14 protein-coding genes are annotated in these 16,606 nt (G+C 40.8%); all 14 read right to left on the bottom strand.

Annotation, left to right across the window (positions count from 1 at the left end; genetic code table 11):
• Positions 1-12: 12 nt before the first annotated feature.
• The gene (locus NPUN_RS24745) at positions 13-324 is read right to left on the bottom strand and encodes a type II toxin-antitoxin system RelE/ParE family toxin (protein WP_012411202.1); all 312 of its coding nucleotides are present in this window, start codon (positions 322-324) and stop codon (positions 13-15) included.
• Positions 321-575: a hypothetical protein gene (locus tag NPUN_RS24740; RefSeq protein WP_012411201.1), complete on the bottom strand. Its 255-nt coding sequence runs from the start codon at positions 573-575 to the stop codon at positions 321-323. Before NPUN_RS24740 ends, NPUN_RS24745 begins: the two co-directional genes overlap by 4 nt.
• Before the next feature lie 38 nt (positions 576-613).
• Positions 614-2,083 (bottom strand): class I SAM-dependent DNA methyltransferase, encoded by a 1,470-nt coding sequence (locus NPUN_RS24735; protein WP_012411200.1) that lies wholly within the window; start codon positions 2,081-2,083, stop codon positions 614-616.
• Positions 2,084-2,212: 129 nt separating this feature from the next.
• Positions 2,213-5,530 carry a type I restriction-modification system endonuclease gene (gene hsdR / locus NPUN_RS24730; RefSeq protein WP_012411199.1) on the bottom strand — a complete coding sequence of 1,106 codons (3,318 nt, stop codon included), beginning with the start codon at positions 5,528-5,530 and terminating at the stop codon, positions 2,213-2,215.
• Between the two features lie 460 nt (positions 5,531-5,990).
• Positions 5,991-8,138: a DUF3854 domain-containing protein gene (locus NPUN_RS24725; RefSeq protein ID WP_012411198.1), complete on the bottom strand. Its 2,148-nt coding sequence runs from the start codon at positions 8,136-8,138 to the stop codon at positions 5,991-5,993.
• A 222-nt stretch (positions 8,139-8,360) separates the two neighbouring features.
• Complete coding sequence (locus NPUN_RS24720) at positions 8,361-8,708, bottom strand: hypothetical protein (RefSeq protein WP_012411197.1); 348 nt, start codon at positions 8,706-8,708, stop codon at positions 8,361-8,363.
• Positions 8,709-8,910: 202 nt separating this feature from the next.
• A complete protein-coding gene (locus NPUN_RS24715) occupies positions 8,911-9,165 on the bottom strand; it encodes a hypothetical protein (RefSeq protein WP_012411196.1) in 255 nt (84 codons plus the stop codon).
• Positions 9,166-9,234: 69 nt separating this feature from the next.
• The gene (locus tag NPUN_RS24710) at positions 9,235-9,561 is read right to left on the bottom strand and encodes a helix-turn-helix domain-containing protein (protein WP_012411195.1); all 327 of its coding nucleotides are present in this window, start codon (positions 9,559-9,561) and stop codon (positions 9,235-9,237) included.
• 487 nt (positions 9,562-10,048) lie between these two features.
• Positions 10,049-11,107: an RNA-directed DNA polymerase gene (locus NPUN_RS24705; protein WP_012411194.1), complete on the bottom strand. Its 1,059-nt coding sequence runs from the start codon at positions 11,105-11,107 to the stop codon at positions 10,049-10,051.
• Between the two features lie 20 nt (positions 11,108-11,127).
• A complete protein-coding gene (avd, locus tag NPUN_RS24700) occupies positions 11,128-11,472 on the bottom strand; it encodes a diversity-generating retroelement protein Avd (protein ID WP_012411193.1) in 345 nt (114 codons plus the stop codon).
• 109 nt (positions 11,473-11,581) lie between these two features.
• Positions 11,582-12,421, bottom strand: a complete 840-nt coding sequence (locus NPUN_RS24695) for a formylglycine-generating enzyme family protein (RefSeq protein WP_012411192.1) — start codon at positions 12,419-12,421, stop codon at positions 11,582-11,584.
• A gap of 152 nt (positions 12,422-12,573) precedes the next feature.
• Complete coding sequence (locus NPUN_RS24690) at positions 12,574-14,520, bottom strand: formylglycine-generating enzyme family protein (RefSeq protein WP_012411191.1); 1,947 nt, start codon at positions 14,518-14,520, stop codon at positions 12,574-12,576.
• A complete protein-coding gene (locus NPUN_RS24685) occupies positions 14,517-15,611 on the bottom strand; it encodes a VWA containing CoxE family protein (protein ID WP_012411190.1) in 1,095 nt (364 codons plus the stop codon). Before NPUN_RS24685 ends, NPUN_RS24690 begins: the two co-directional genes overlap by 4 nt.
• Positions 15,608-16,585 (bottom strand): AAA family ATPase, encoded by a 978-nt coding sequence (locus NPUN_RS24680; protein WP_012411189.1) that lies wholly within the window; start codon positions 16,583-16,585, stop codon positions 15,608-15,610. The genes NPUN_RS24685 and NPUN_RS24680 overlap by 4 nt, the downstream gene beginning before the upstream one ends.
• Positions 16,586-16,606: the final 21 nt, after the last annotated feature.

Raw genomic sequence — 16,606 nt, 5'->3', positions numbered from 1 at the left:
CAACCAATTCCGTTAATCCTCATCCTGCCCTAAAAACAAACCTTCTAAATCCTGATAGCCACTAACAACACGCAAAATTTCAACACCTTCCTCAATGGAACGGTAGAAAATGAGGTAATCATTAACAGGAAAGCTGCGTAAATTAGGAGCTAATTCATCTCGCCTACGCCCCATACCCGGAAATTTTGCTAACCTTTCACACTTATTGTTAATTTTGCTGAGAAGGCTTTCCGCAGCATTAAAACTACTATTGTCAGCAATGTAATCGATGATAGCCTCAATGTCTCGACTTGCTGTAACTGTAAACCTACAAATATTGCTCATTGACCAGCCTGAGCGCGTTTTTGTTGCAGTTTCGCGCGTAACCTTTGAAATACCTCTTCAGCATCCACTAACTCACCCCGATTAGCTGCTTCTATTCCAATATGAATTTCCTGCTGTAGTTCGCTAAATCTTCCCTTGTATAACTTTTCCCACTCGTCAGCTTGCAATAGGTCGATAAACGCCAGTACCTCTTGTTGCTTCTCTGGTGATAATATCCGCACTTTTTCTAAAATGGCTTGCTCAATGGTCATTTAACTGCTCCCTAGAGTGAAACTCGCGCATCATATTCCTATTCTAAAGTTGGCATACCCACCGAAGAACTAACAGCCTCTGCTGCTTCTTCCCCTTCTAGCAATATCATTAAAGCTTCCATCTCCTTGGTTGCAATTCGTAGTTTCTCCATAATCTCAGCAGCAATCACCTCTGGCTCAGGTAAATTATCACCTGATTGCAAACTTTCATCCCGTAGCCAGGAAATATCTAGGTTTTCATTACGTTTTTCAATATAATCCCGCGTAAAGCAGCTAAAACGCCCATCTTCACCCAAATCTACACGAGGATGATTGCCATTAGGGTCATCTCCATAGCATTGCTCAAACTCAGCGAAATGCTCACGAGTTAAAGGAAATCGCTTACCAAAACTGGGCATATTGGTTCGCATATCATAGAACCAAACTGCTTTGGTGTTACCTTTCTCGGTTGTTCCTCGTTGGAAAAATAAAACATTCGTTTTCACACCTTGGGCATAAAATATACCTGTGGGTAGCCGAAGAATGGTATGCAAATTGCACTTATTCATCAAATCAGCCCGAATTGATTTTCCTTGTCCATCTTCAAACAGTACATTATCCGGTAAAACCACCGCAGCTCGTCCTTCCGGTTTGAGTGACCTGTATATGTGCTGCAAAAACGCCAATTGCTTATTTGAAGTGGAATAGGTGAAATCATCTCTCGAAGGTAAGCCACCCCCCTTTTTCGTGCCAAAGGGCGGATTCGTGAGAATTACATCTGCTTTCGCTAGTCGCTGTCCTTGCGACGAAAGGGTATCACCCAAATCTACAGCACCCTCAATTCCGTGTAACATCATATTCATCAACATCAACCGGTGAGCATCCTGCACCAACTCCATGCCATAAAACGCCTGATACTGCTGAAAGGATTGCTGGGCTTCTGTCCATTCAAAAGGGTCATGGTATTGACGAATATAGCGATCGCCTGCAATCAAAAACCCCCCCGTACCCGCAGCAGGGTCTTGGATCAATTCTCCTGGTTGTGGCTTGATGAGGGCAACCATGCAATCAATCAAAGGTCTAGGGGTAAAATACTGTCCCGCGCCAGATTTCTTCTCATCCGCGTTTTTCTGGAGTAGGCCTTCATACAAATCGCCAAACTCATCTCGATGCTCAGAAAACCAGTCCAATTCATCAATACTGGTAACAAGCTTTTTGAGGATGCGGGGTATTTTGAGGGAAGTCTGAGCATTAACAAAAATCGCCTGTACCCGTTGAGAGGACTTTTCAGAACCCAACATGAGTAAGAGCGATCTATAAAATGTCAGTTGCTCCGTCTCACCCTTATTAACCAAATTACCCCAACGATATCCCTCCGGTAATTGCTTTTCTGCACCCGTCTCCTGTGCCATCTTCAAAAATAGCAGATAGGTTAATTCTGTAACATATTGTAGGTATGTAACACCATCATCTCGGAGAACGTCGCAGAGCTTCCAAAGCTTTTGAACAATATCGCAGGTAGCTGCCATAATTTAATTCGTAATTCGTAATTCGTAATTTTGGAGAAAGTTCATCCGGGTTCAAGGGTAAGCAGGATAATCCACAAGATTCATCCCGCTTGAATATCTTAGTTGCCTTTGCATCTTTGTATGAGATATTTAATTAGCAACATCCCAAATATTTTTGTGAATCTGGATCACAATATTCTCTAAATCGCCGTCAAAAACCTTATTGAGTCTTTCAAATCCGCCACCTTGGGTTTTAAATTCCCCTTTATCCAAAGCTTCCCGATCAACGATTGTTTCCGCTTTCATCTGTTTGCCAATGCGTTCTAACCACTTGCGTTGAGGAGGAGTCCAAAGCTGACTTGCCAGAATTTTTTTCATCGCCCGATCTACCCGTTCTGTGTAGGGAATCAAAGCATCACCCAAAGTAGCCTGACGGATAAAGCCAATGATAGAAGCAGCAATATCTTCATTGGTAATTTCTCGCCATGCAGTTTTTAGGTTAATTTCTGTATATCCTGCCGTATATAGTCCTATTCGTAGTTCCTTGAGTTGCGCTCTAGTTAACTCACGGGGACGCTGTGTAACAACTATTAAAGCGGGAATCTTGTTCATGTTCTCTAACAAGAAAGCTCTAAAGCTATCTAAATAATCTTCTGGACGTTCGGCATTGCCATAACCCCGTTCAATACCCACTAACTCATCAGCATGGCGAGAAATCAGCATTGGCACAGTTCCACCATCTCGAAGATCCAGAATTTGAGCGATCGCTTTTCTTTGTTCCCACCATTCCCTTACCTGCTGTGGTGTACTTTGCTTGAGATGGGAAACCATATTTGATAATGGCATTCCGGCGATCGCTTCTAACTGTTCTTGATTGTTAGGACTCAAATGCCTGCGTTTGCGCTGAATTTTCACCAGTAGTTGGTTAATGACTGTTTCTAAAGCATCAGGATTTTTGACTGTTTCCAACTCCTCCACCAATTGAGTAAAGGAGATATTAGGGTTAACCACCACAGGTTTCATACTAGAGACAGGAGCGATCGCTTCATATAATCGCACTGCATCAAAAATACGAAAGACCTCTTTGTTGATTTCATTACAAAGACGAGTTGCCCTTCCCAACATCTGCTCGTAGAGAATGCGGGAATTGACGCGACGAATAAACACTAAATTACAAATCGCGGGAATATCAATTCCTGTAGTAAGTAAGTCTACGGTAACAGCCACCTTGGGATTAACTTCATTGCGGAACTTGCGAATCAACTCTAATGGCTTATCTGCATTGCGTGTAATTTTGACAATTGCATCATCCTCCACACTGCCATAGATAGACTGAAATGCTTGCTTAAGTTGGTTAACCACAATATCTGCATGGCCGTCGGTAGCACAGAAAATCAACGTTTTTTCTGGCAGAGATGGATCAATATGCTGGGCTAATGCTTCACAGACAACTCGGTTAAAATCTTCTGTAATCACTTTGCGGTTAAACTGTTCTACCTCAATTTTTACCTCATCAGGGGCATGAACTAAGTCAAGTTGCCCTGTTTGGGGATTGAAAAATTCCATCTGCTCACCAGGATTCCAAACCATCCCCTCCTCAGATAACTTTGTCCTAATCTTGAAAGGTACTTCATGATCAATTAACCAGCCATCTATCACAGCTTCTCGATAGCTGTAGATGTAAACAGGTTCACCAAAAATTTGGGTGGTGTGCAGTGCGGGAGTTGCAGTTAAACCAATTTTTACAGCGTCGAAATGCTCCAACACTCGACGGTATTTTGAGACGTAATCGTTAAAATCCCGAAACTCTAGTTCGCGATCGCTTAATTCTCGATCTAGTAAATAGCCCCGGTGACACTCATCTACGACAATGCAATCATACTGGTCTGGTGTAATTACAGATGCACTATCGGAGGGGTAAAGAACTCGCTTAACCATACCTTGCACCGTGGCAATATGCACTTTGGTATCCCGATCGAGTTCAATCTCTTTGAGATCCTTAATCTCGAAGATATCAGCAAAACTTTGTAGGTTCTCCATCCGGGAATCTTTAAAGGCATTGGAGGTTTGTTCTCCTAGTGCAGTGCGATCGACCAGAAATAATATGCGTCGAAATCGCTTGGTTTTGAGTAACCGATACACTAAAGCAATACAAGTTTTAGTTTTGCCTGTACCTGTTGCCATTGCTAACAGTAATATTCGTTGTTCCCTGGCTAGCGCAGACTCTACTGCTTGGATAGCACGAATTTGATAATCACGCAACTCTAGCCCATAGTTAAAGCCTTCCTGGGTTAAACGAGTATTTGCCTGGTCAATATCTTGAGCTAAGGCATCTAATAACCCTTGAGGACTGTGCCATGTGGCAAGGCATACCCGCAGATTAGTTGGACGGCGCAAATCACAGAACCAAATCCCACTCTTGGTCTGAAGCTGCTGCAAATATGGCCTAGCGTTGGTAGCAAATACAAACGGCACTTTGTAGTTTTGCCAAGGGCCACCAGCCAAAAGTTCCTCACCCAAGACTTGGAAACCTTCACTGTAGCGTTTGGCTTGGTTCAATGCTCCTTCAGAGACATCTTTACTCTGACGCTTGGCTTCCACTACTCCGACGATCTGCAAGCCACAGAATAAGGCGTAGTCGGCTCGTCCATTAGCAGTGGGATATTCTGCGATCGCTAAATTTCTTCCTTTCTGAGGACGTATACTATTTTGATAAGTCAATTCTTCTGAATCTGCTTCCCATCCAGCCGCACGTAATTGAATATCAATCAGTCGGCGTGTCTCCCTCTCATCCAACCGCACTCCACTTTCAGCGACTTGGGCTTGAGTAATTGTCTGCTGAATGCTATGCTGTGACTGGTTTTGAGCTTGGGCTTGAATTTCTACTAAATGTTGTAATACCTCCTGCACTTTGGCTTGGGCTTCCTGTGCTAAATCTTCAGCAGAGGTGCGTCGTTGTGCTTCAGTTTCCGCAATTACTAAATGCCTTTGCGCCTCATCTCGCAAGCGTGCTAATTCTGCTTTGAGTGTCTCTGTCTCTATTTTTGGGTCAGGTGGAGGAATAAACGCACCTGGATCAAAATTGCAACCTCCACCAAAAGCGCGATGAAACCAAATACCTAACGCAAGAGCATATTTCAGCCCACTTAACGCCGTGCGGTGATTGCCAGAAAGCTCGTGAGTCGCCTGATTACCAATTTTCCGCAACTCATGAAACAGACGATCTACTTCACCTTTGATTAAACCGCGATCGCGCAACCGATTGAGTAAATCAATCTGCCGTTCATCTGCTACCTCATAAAGCCCAATATTGGCTGCTGCTAATTGCGCCAGCAATTCACCAAACTGTCGCAACTTAATCAAACAAGTATTGGGATCGTCGGCAAAATATCGCTCTGCTAAAGCACCCAAGCGCACAAGTTGTTGATCGTGGACTGCAAGAAATGAGAAGTTTAACGACTCTGGCATATCGGCTTATAGAAAAGCACCCATTTTTGTGTTTAGAGTTACTTAAAAAACCTAAGTAATTCCTAATCCTGTCTTATCAACTAAGTTATAACCTATGAATCTTAAAGTCTCATAATATACTTAATGACAAATATTTTAGGATGTCACTTAAGAAACGAGCGTCCTAATTATTTTTTGTTGCCTTTTAGGTGTTTAGGGCTAGTTATCTTGATGTAAATGGGCAATAAGCTATTAGAAGTTATAATTTTTCACTTTCATCCTGCACAGCCTGCACTGGGGTAATCTATGATAGCTGAAACCCTTGCTACAACGTAGTATCTAGATTGTGCAGTATGGGTTGGAAGTTAACCCTTTGCACATATTTACCCTGCATTAGATAATTCCTTGTATAACAAGACTTTTGATAACTAAGAGCAGACTGTGAAGAGTGTGCAGGGTGAACAAGGAAATTTTAACTGAGCTAGGATTGATGGATGATAGATTCGATTAATCCTCCTGAATCATCTCGTCTGAGTCCACGAATCATGAAACCGCTTCTAATTTTAACTTTTTCCAGTTTTCCTCGCCCCAGGCGGATAATTTCTGGACTAAACTCCTTGTTGCTACAAGGTTTAGACCGAGTTTTATGGCAATAAATACAATAATCACCATATAGTTGATTGATATTGTATTTGTCTACACCGATTGGCACTTGGTTGTCTGGATCGTAGACATAGCTATTATTTAACCAATCAGCTAAAGAGTTTGTTTGCAGTAAAGCTTCTACATCATTTTGCTTTCTGGTTCCGCTTTCATCAACTTTGTAAAGCAGAGTATGTACAATTTCAGGCTCAGGGATACTTAGCAGGTAATTAGTGAAACCAGATATTTGTGCAGTGAGTTTTTCTAAAAAAATAGTATCTATATTAGGTAATTGACGGTCAAATTTAAAAAGAATCATCCGTCTATCCAGCCCGGAATCATGAGCAGAAAATACGAAATTATTGGCAGTAATCATTACCATACCTTTATATACAGCGCTGAATGCTCTCTCATATTTCTGCTCGATATTAATTTCATCTCCTCCAGTAATATTTTTTAAAATCTCTAAGTTACCTCGATACCTATCAGCGTCATTTATACAAACTAACCGCTTGTCATAAATATTAGCTGTCTGAAATTGGTTGTTGTTGAGAGCGGTAATAGTTAAGCTATGGCTAAAACGCTTACCAATTAACGCGATCGCTAATTTCATTGCTGTAGATTTACCAGTACCTCCTAAACCAATAATTAGGGCAAATCTATGAAGTTTCCACATACCCCGTAATACAGCTGCATACCAACATATAAGGAGATGCTTTTGGCTTGGGTTATTTTCAAATACAAAATCCATCCATTTCTCAATTTCGCCCCAATCGGTAGCTTTGTGGTCATGTTCTCTATCAATAATGTTGCGAAAATAATGATTAGGTGAGTGGAGTATGAGTTTATTTGTTTTTAAATCCAAAACCCCATTTTTGAATGGCAGCAAATGATTAGATGGTTCAACAAAATCATTACACAGTAGCTCAGACAACAAGAATTTTATTACTCCTTCTGGATAGCCTGAACTAAACCCTTTGCTAGGATAAGTATCTTTTATTTTTCTAATAATTTTTTGCGAAATAACTTCTTTACTGACTGTAGTCCAATAGCCATTTTGATATTGTATCCATTGGTTGACCTGACAATCGAATTTTAAATTATTTAATTGAGGAGCTATAATTTCCGCCATTAAAGAATGCTCTGGTAGTTTTATTTTATTACCATTACCATGCTGTTCTTCTTCTTTGAAGTGGTTTGACCATTGTTCAACTCTCTGTGCTTTAGCAATTTCAATATCAAATTCCTGTTTTCCATTGGCTACTATAAAGTCATCCATACCCTTACCCCTAGACTCGTCCCACATCACTACTTGAACCGTGCATCCAGCTTTGCATAGCACTTTGGATAATCTGAGAAGTGCTTTTTGCACAGGAGTCTTGCGGACAATATCAGCATCAAAACACAGGTAAAAACATCGTCCTGGTTTTGCAAACAGTGCTAAATGACTAACTAGCTCTCCATGATCTAAACCCATTTCTACTCCACATAAAGCAAGTGTTGGGTATCCATGCGTTAGTCCTGCTCCTGCTTTTTTACATCCTTCAGTGATAAATACTGAAATAGAGATATCTTGAATAATGTCTGACCAATAGTGGCGATTTCCTGTATTCAAGCAGATAGCATCATGTTGAGCTTTGGAGGAAAGGTATTTAGCTAGTTTATTTGATTGAGGAAATTCCATTTCCTTATCTGGCTTCCATTGTCCGTGCATCTCTCCCATAGCCAATCCATTCCGAGGATTGATTCCACTGCACCACCAGCCAGGTAAATGACTATATTTCTTCCAACCTAAGTGTTGTGCTATTTCCTGTCTATCTTCTAGGGTTCTGACATTGAGACGGGTAATATTTTCTGAAACTCCGCTATTTATTACCCACTCTTCTAAATGTTCGGCGCTTATGTAAGGCGAAGTATTTCCTGAAGATGTAGTAGAGTGATTAACAACAATACTGTCGCTAATATTAGAATTATCTGTTATACTCATGGCACTAATAAAAAATTGATGAGTAGAGCCATTAGCACAGGAAAAAGCAATCACTAATGGCTTTTTATTTTGAGAATTCAGATAGGCAGCAAAGAATTACCTTACTTGTAAGTATGGGTTGCCTAGGTGTTGGGTAGAATTTCTTACTTAATTATCTGAATGATTAATGAGCATTCATGGAATGAATCTACTGGCAAGAGTTTTATAGCTTATATTGCTACTCTATGAACGGGTTTTTCTTCTTTTTCGTTGGTTAGAGGGTAAGTAAGCTAAATAGTTATCAATTGCTCGCAGATGAGCATTAGGATTACTAATATGATTTTGTACCCAATCTAAAACTAGAGTAATGTTATACCTCACTACTCTTGAGTTTAGAACCACCCAATGAATATCTTTCTGCAACTTGCCTTGCAGTCTATACCTCTTGAGGGTATCACCGGATAAACCAGTGAGTTTAGATGCTACTTGCTTATTAACGAACGGATAATGTTGCGAATCAAAATTAGATGTGGTGTTTGTGAACTTATCCATATCCGAAGAGTTTTTCTGGCTTTCAACTTTTGTTTGCATTTACGTTTATTGAAGTTAATAATCACTCTCTCAATTGCAGGAGATGGTGCAATTTAGGGCTTTTTGTAACGTCCATAAGCTTATGCGAGTTCAAAGCTAAAGAGAAAAAAGTGCTAATTCCGTTAAGAACAGTTAAGTTGATTTTCGTAAAAATGCCCCTAATCGATTAGGGGCATGTACTGTGTTTATGTAGTGCCAGAAGCTATTGCACTACAATGTTACGGCTTAGAATACTCATGAATTCTCCTGTATTACCTGTGGGTAGGAGTTGGCTCCAATCTCCAACATCTGCATAGCCAATAACCTGTAAGTAGCGAATGGTGCTAATTACAGCTTTGGAAGAACCTATCAGGAGATGTTTAAGGGGTTCTCTGAGAGGTACTGTTTGAGAGTTGGCTTGACTAGGAATAACTACATTTAAGTCTTCCGCATTGGGTAAAAAGCTAGTGGACATCATAATTTATCAGTAGCAAACGGTTTTAAACCAAGATAAAGTTTGCCAACTAGCAAAGTCAAGATTTATAGTCTAATTATTAAACCTATTGTCTAGATTGAATAGTGCTTGCAGGTGAGGAGGAATTTTTTCATCAATAACTTTTTTGATTTCTAAAAGGGCATCAATTTCAGCAAGACGATCTAAATACCTCTGTTCTGGTTGTCGTGCGTTTTCTCGTGCAAACCAAGTTTTGACAAGCTGTATGGATACGCCTAACAATTCGGCTAGTTGAGCTTGAGTTAGTTGGTATTTTTCAGTAAAGTCGCGGGGATGCAAGGTTTTACAGCGAATGGAGCGCATAAATTTTAGCAGCTTTAGCACCCGTTGGTAATCGTAGCCTACATCATCATCAACCATAAATATCAGTCTAACTATTAGACTGATAGTACATCTAGTTTAGTTGAACTAGCTACCATCAAGGTTGATAAATAAAACAGTTGGATGTTTTGTTGTAAGTAATATGGCTAAGGTAATTTATCTCTATTAAGCTAATTCGTTGACTTTTCTTGGAAATGAAGAGTAGTGTGAAAAGTTATATGAATAGTTGGATGGTGAGGTAACTGTTCAGCAAGCTTACCAAGCTACCCCACCCAGTTTGATTTTCGGATATCGTCACCGACATCACAGGTGTAGGCTGGACTCTTCGGTTGCACTCTCGACAGATTCCCACCTGCCGACTCTCGCGGTGAAGAGACATCCCGAACGCGCAGACAACACGAAAACCAATATTGTTGTTGATGTTGTCGCGCTCCGCCCTATTGTTGTTGTTGCGGGACGCGGAACGGCAGTTTTTAGGATTGTTGATCCAGGAACCGCCCCGCAGTCGGGTTCGCATACCCCTTCTCTACTTTCTCCTAAAACAGAGGGAAGTAAATATCTGTTTGCGTAATTGCCAAGTATCGCCATGTTCTAAGTGAGCAACCCAACTTTTTATAGATTGAGTTACTTCCTTGAGTTCAATTTTACCTTGAGCATAGTCTGTTTTCAATCGCTTGAGTCTGCGCCTTGCTTGATGTAAATTGCTATTTCTTACCCGTATTCTGTCTGAAAATACTCTAAACCCTAGAAAAGTTGCACCAATTTTCGTTTCAAATAACTGGCTTTTAACTGGGTGAATTTTCAGCCTCAATTGAGCTAAATATTCTTCTATAGCGAATCTGGCATCTGCTAAGAATTCTCGGTCATTACTAAATAAAGCAAAGTCATCAACATAACGGACATATTTGGATATATTTAGCTGTTCTTTTATAAAATGGTCAAAACCATTTAAATAAATATTGGCAAAAAATTGGCTAGTTAAATTTCCGATAGGTAAACCTCTCCTACGAGTCACAGGAGTAAGTAAATCATCACCAGGAAAATAATCAATTACCGTTTCTTGTTCGTTGCTGTTGTCGATGATAGCGTCAATTAACCACAATGTATCGAGGCATTTGATTTTACGGCGTATTAATTCTTTTAAAGTTATATGGTCAATAGTAGGGAAATATTTCCTAATATCACATTGCAGTATATAACGGCTGTTCCTAACAAAATGAGTAAATTTTTTTAAAGCTCGATGCGTCCCAAAACCAATTCGATTAGCGTAGGAGTCAGCAATGAAAGTTCTCTCAAAAATTGGTACTATTACATTGCATAGTGCATGATGAACAACCCTATCCCGATAGGGTGCGGCTGAAATGAGGCGGCTTTTGGGATTTATCAGGTGAAAGGTTCGGTAAGCTCCTGGCTGATAAGTTTTATCTTTTAAGTGTTCCTGCAATCTAATTAATTCAGTTTCTAGATGATAATTAAAATCTAAAACATTATCCCGAAATCTCTTGCCTTTTTGTGCCTGACGAGATGCTAAAAGTATATTTTCAAAATCAATAATTTGAGGGTAAAGGTTGCCGTAACGCTTCATTATATTTTATTTAAATAAACTTAGTTTTCCCTCTCTCTTTGTTTTTTAATCCATCCACCTAGTTCAATACCAATTTCATCTAATAATTTTATTGCATATTCGTATCGCTCAACTGATATTTTATTGAAGTCAAGCAGCATTCGTGTTTGATATCGTAAAATATCTAGCTCTGTATTGAGAGATTCTAGTTGAGGAAGTTTATTTTTCGCATATTTGGCTTTAATTAAACCCTCCAATAAATCGTATAGTTGATTAATTATCCTATCTCCTAAAGAAAACTTATGTATTTTCGGCAATCGCTCAATAATTGGCACATACCATTTAATACAATCATAGGTCTTTTGGATGACCGATAATTCTTTCATTTGATTTTATCAATTTTAATATTTTCATAAAAAAATTTGAGTCGCCATGAGGCGACAAAAAAGGAAAAAAGAACAAGCGTAAAGGGCTAAAAGACTAAAGTATAAAGGGCTACTGAAGAATCCTCCCGAACGCGCAGACAACACGAAAACCAAGAGTGCTGAGGATGCCGTCGCGCTCCGCCCTATAGCTGAGGTTGCGGGACGCGGAACGGCAGTAATCAGGATCGAAGATCCAGGAACCGCCCCGCAGTACAGCATTTCCTTGTCTTTGGTAAAGGCTATCATTATCATTAAACCAAGGACTACCATCTGTCGGCGCACGTTCATAGTTATCGTGCCAATCGTCGAGACACCATTCCAACACATTTCCGTGCATATCGTATAGCCCAAAGGCGTTAGCTACGCCAAAACTGCCCACAGGTGTAGTCTCTTGTCGATATGTTCCTTTCTCACCTGCGACATAAGTATAGTTAGCATCATAGTTGGCTAACTTTGATGTAATTGTTTCGCCAAAATGGAATGGAGTCGTAGTTCCGGCTCTACAGGCATATTCCCATTCGGCTTCACTGGGTAGGCGGTACTGTCTTTTAGTATGGGCAGCAAGGCGATCGCAAAACTCTACCGCATCGTACCAAGATACTTTCTCTACAGGTCGTTGATCTCCTTTGAAATTCGATGGGTCAGCTTCTAGCTCTCTGTTAACCCCTGGTAGTGCTGCTACGGCTTTCCACTGTGCTTGGGTAACTGGATACTTACCCATACAAAATTGTTTAACGTTCACTAAATGCTGAGGGCTTTCTGAATCACTACGCTCTAGTTCATCTTCTGATGAACCCATCATAAAACTGTCCGCAGGAATCACCACCATCTCTAAATTAATTCCATTACCTAAGTCTTCTACATAGTATTGGGCTGTCTTCTGTGTGTGGCTTATAACTATTTTTGGCATTTATTACCACTTGCTTTACTTTCTTGCTTAATTGTAAATTTGGGGACTTCCCAGGCTTAAATTTGAAAAAAAATTTATAACGCTCCGCTTCGCTACGCTAACAAAGGGCAAAAAAAGAAGAGTAAAGGGCTAAAGCACTAGAGTATAAAGGGCTACTGAAGAATCCTCCCGAACGCGCAGACAACACGAAAACCAACATTGCTGACGACGTTGTCGCGCTCCGCCCAACTGTTGATGACGCGGGACGCGGAACGGCAGAAATCAGGATTGTTGAACCAGGAACCGCCCCGCAGCACGGCACGTCCTTGTTTTTGATAAAGGTTATCATTTTCGTCAAGCCAAGCACTGCCATCTGTAGGCGCACCTTCATAGTTATCGTGCCAATCATCGAGACACCATTCGTCTATGTTTCCGTGCATATCGTATAACCCAAAGGCATTAGCTACTCCAAAACTGCCCACAACTGTAGTTTCTTGGCGATATATTCCTTCCACACCCGCGCCATAAGTGTAGCTAGCATTATAGTTTGCCAGTTTTGATGTGATTGTTTCACCAAAATGAAATGGGGTGGTAGTTCCAGCGCGACAGGCATATTCCCATTCTGCTTCGCTGGGCAGACGGTAGCTTTTTCCTGTATGTTGGGAGATGCGATCGCAGAATTCAACCGCATCGTACCAGGAAACTTGCTCAACTGGTCGATTTGCACCTTTAAATTCAGAGGGGTCAGCATCAAGTTCGCGGTTAAATTGCGGTAGTGCTGCTACTGCTCTCCACTGTGCTTGGGTTACTGGGTGTTTACCCATGCAAAATTGCTGTACTGTTACTGTATGCTGAGGATCTTCATCATCATGGCGCTCTAGTTCATCTTCCGGTGAACCCATTACAAAAGTGCCTCCGGGAATCTGCACCATCTCTAGCCAAATTCCATTCCCAAAGTCTTCGATAAAATACTGAGCTTGTCCAAGACTGCGGTGAATATCTATTTGAGAATAATTTACCCACCGTTGAATAACATTCTTTAAATTTGATTTATTAACTTTTTCGCCTAATGCTGCCGATAAAACTTTCCATAATTTGCTAGCAACATTACTTAGGTAGTTTGTGGTATAACCTTGTATTGTAATTTTCTTATAACTTTGATTTGATATTGCTGCCTGTATGATTAACTCTTCAACTCTACTTAGGTGTTTTTCTATTTGAGAAAATACTAGATTATCAACAATTTCTACAGAATTAATTGTACTTGATATATTAGACTCGTTGATTCCTGTGATAGTTGCTACTTCAAATTCAAAGATTTGAAGATTAAATGCTTCTATATCATCACTCTGAATAGTGATGCTTGCTACTTGAAATTCAAAAGTTTGTATTGGTGGAAAGCCTTCCAGATTAGCAACTATCTGCTTAGAAGATGTCAAAATCTTTGCCAACTCTTCTAGCGCAGGAACTTTCTGTGATGTTCTTAAAACTTGCTGTACCAATCTTGCAGACTCTAGTAAAGTAGGCTCTTGCTGTAACTGAGGCGATAGTTCTTTGGTAATGCGTGCTAATCGTGCTAACTCAGCCCGAATACCAGAGTCAGAGAGAATTTCGCTATCTGTTCCACTAATGGTTTCTATTAGTCGCTGGACAATTTCACTCGCTGCCTTTTTACACTGTTCATCCCCCAAATATACCATTGCTGCCCATCGTTGAGCTTCTATTTCCTGTTGCCGTCTTCCGGGATTAAGCCGACTTAGATAACTGACATAACTGTATAAGACCTGTGCTACTTCTTGCATTCGCTGCTTGCCAAAGCTTGAGTCTTGCTGCATTTGCTCTAGGAGATATTCCCGCACATGGGTTTCCATTGCGTAAAGTTCGTACCCCACTTGACTGCACAGGTCAGACAACAACAAGTCAACCTCTGCTACCCAAGGAACTTGCTCACTTCGCAAAAACTCATTGCGTAGGTAGTTTACTAATTCTGGAGTCAGTACCAAAGGTAATGCAGCATGATACGCTAATAGTCGATAGGATTTATCGAAACGCCGCACAAATCTATCTACTGCTTGTTTCGCCTGTTCTCGCAATTGCCCTGCATTAGCTAAATCTGTCATGAGAGAGGTGAATGTAAGTGTTGGAGAGGTTGTCCGCGCACAATATCAATAGCATTACTTAAGCCATTATTATCCATCTGATACATTGGCACCAAATTAGCAATGATTTCTGCTGAACTGCCAATCCAGCGTTCTTCAGGCATAGGATTTAACCAAGCAATCAAAGAAGTGTACTGGTTCAATTTAAATAAACAACTTGTAGTTGCCTGAATTCGCTTTAACTCCCGATACCCCCGTGCAGCGCCAGCATCACTGACAATCAATATACTAGTTTGATTATCGCAGGCGGCTAATACCCTTTGTAGAGCAATTGGTTCTGTCAGGTAGAGGTCTTTGTAAACACTGGCAGCAGGCACGTTATGGAAATAAAATACATCTACTTTTTCTGGTTGCAGAGAACTTTCGTAGAGTGCCGTTTCCACTAAATCACGAGTGAAGCGGTGAAACGGGTTCATCGAGCCATTTTGGTCAAGCAGCAGTAACAGATGGGCATTATTCCTTTCTTGTCTGCGGTAAACTGGAGCTAAGTAAAATCCCTGGCGAGTGGTTTGCTCAATGGTGGCATCGACATCTAGTACATTTAATGGCCCATCCCCAACAGGTCGGCGGAGATATCGCCAGCTATAGATCATCGAACGCCGGGAAATGGGATAGTATGCCTGTAATGTAGATATATCCTCAGTTTCCGCAGGAGTAAAAGGTGCGCGAATTGGGAGTGATGCTAGTTCCAGTTCAGATTTGATTTCAGTCCCAGTTTCCTGAGAAGGCGGTGGTGATGGTTTTTCTTGGGGTTTCTCCTCCTGTTGTTGATGTTTTTCTGGTTTTGATTCTTGTCCAGGGTTTTTTTCAGGTAGTTTGGGGTTTAAATTGACTGGTAGAGATTCCCAAATGGGGTCAAACTGAGTTTGTTCTGAAGGAGAGTGACACCATAAAATTTTCAACGTCTCAGCTAATTCTTCTGGAGTTTCCCCAAATCCCCCCTCAACTGCTTGTCTCGCCGCCAAAAGTTCACCCACGCCAAGCTGAAAACCACTTTGGCGCAGACGAATAAAGGCACGAGTAATTAAATCTTGGGGGTTAAAGGAACTCATGAGGTTTTAGCATATTTCTTCCAGTCTTGCTGAAGCTTAAATAATAACTCTCGGTAGGGTAGTAGCTTGTCTTTTTTAAGTTGCGCTGCATTGTATGGTTTTGGCTCAAAGGTGTGGAGTGCTTTTAGCCAATCAAGAAATTCACTGGTTCCCGGTTTCTTGAAGAGTCCACCTTCATTCCACACAGCCAGGAAACGCTCAACCGCATTCTCCACCAAAGCACTAGGCGGGGGTGTTTCCTCACGAACTTGGTAATGTTTTTCGACAATTTCCTGTAATCGCTTCTTCTCATTAGGAAAGTCTACATAGTAATATAAGCAACGCCGCAGAAATGGCGCAGGTAAGTTACCTTTTTCTTTATTACTAGTAATGATGACAATAGGTTTATGGTTAGCGCGAATCGTTTCCCCAGTTTCCTTAATCTTGAATTCCCAAGGCTCATCTAATACAGTCAGCAAATCATTGGGAAAATCTAAATCTGCTTTATCAATCTCATCAATTAACACAACTGCTGGACAATCTTTTAACTTAAATGCCTTTCCTAACGCTCCAAATTTACGGTAGTGCTTAGGATTAGCAGGATTATGATTTAACCTTTCTTCATCTTCATCCTCATCTGTTTGTGATTCATCTATTGGTAGTGGTGCTACTTTCTGCGTTTGTACATCATGCAGTCTCAAAATTGCATCGTATTCATATAGTCCATCCAAAGCTCTAGTAGTAGAACGGACATCCCAACGGTAAAGGGGTAATCCTAACTCATAAGCAACAGCCGAAGCGAGGCGAGTTTTACCACATCCCGCATCTCCTTCTAATAATAATGGTCGCCGGAGGTAGATAGCTAAATTGACGGCTTTTTTTAATTCGGGAGAAATTATATAAGGTTCTGGGTGCGTTGGTGAATGCTTATGTGGATTTTCAGGTTGAGCGTTGAAATCACCCGTAAACTTTAATCGGTTAGATACTGTAGCCATACATTCAATGTTTATCTAAAT

Origin of the sequence: Nostoc punctiforme PCC 73102 (assembly GCF_000020025.1) — a bacterium.
GTDB lineage: Bacteria > Cyanobacteriota > Cyanobacteriia > Cyanobacteriales > Nostocaceae > Nostoc > Nostoc punctiforme.
Note: the sequence above shows the minus strand (reverse complement) of the source record. Positions and strands in the feature narration are given on the sequence as shown.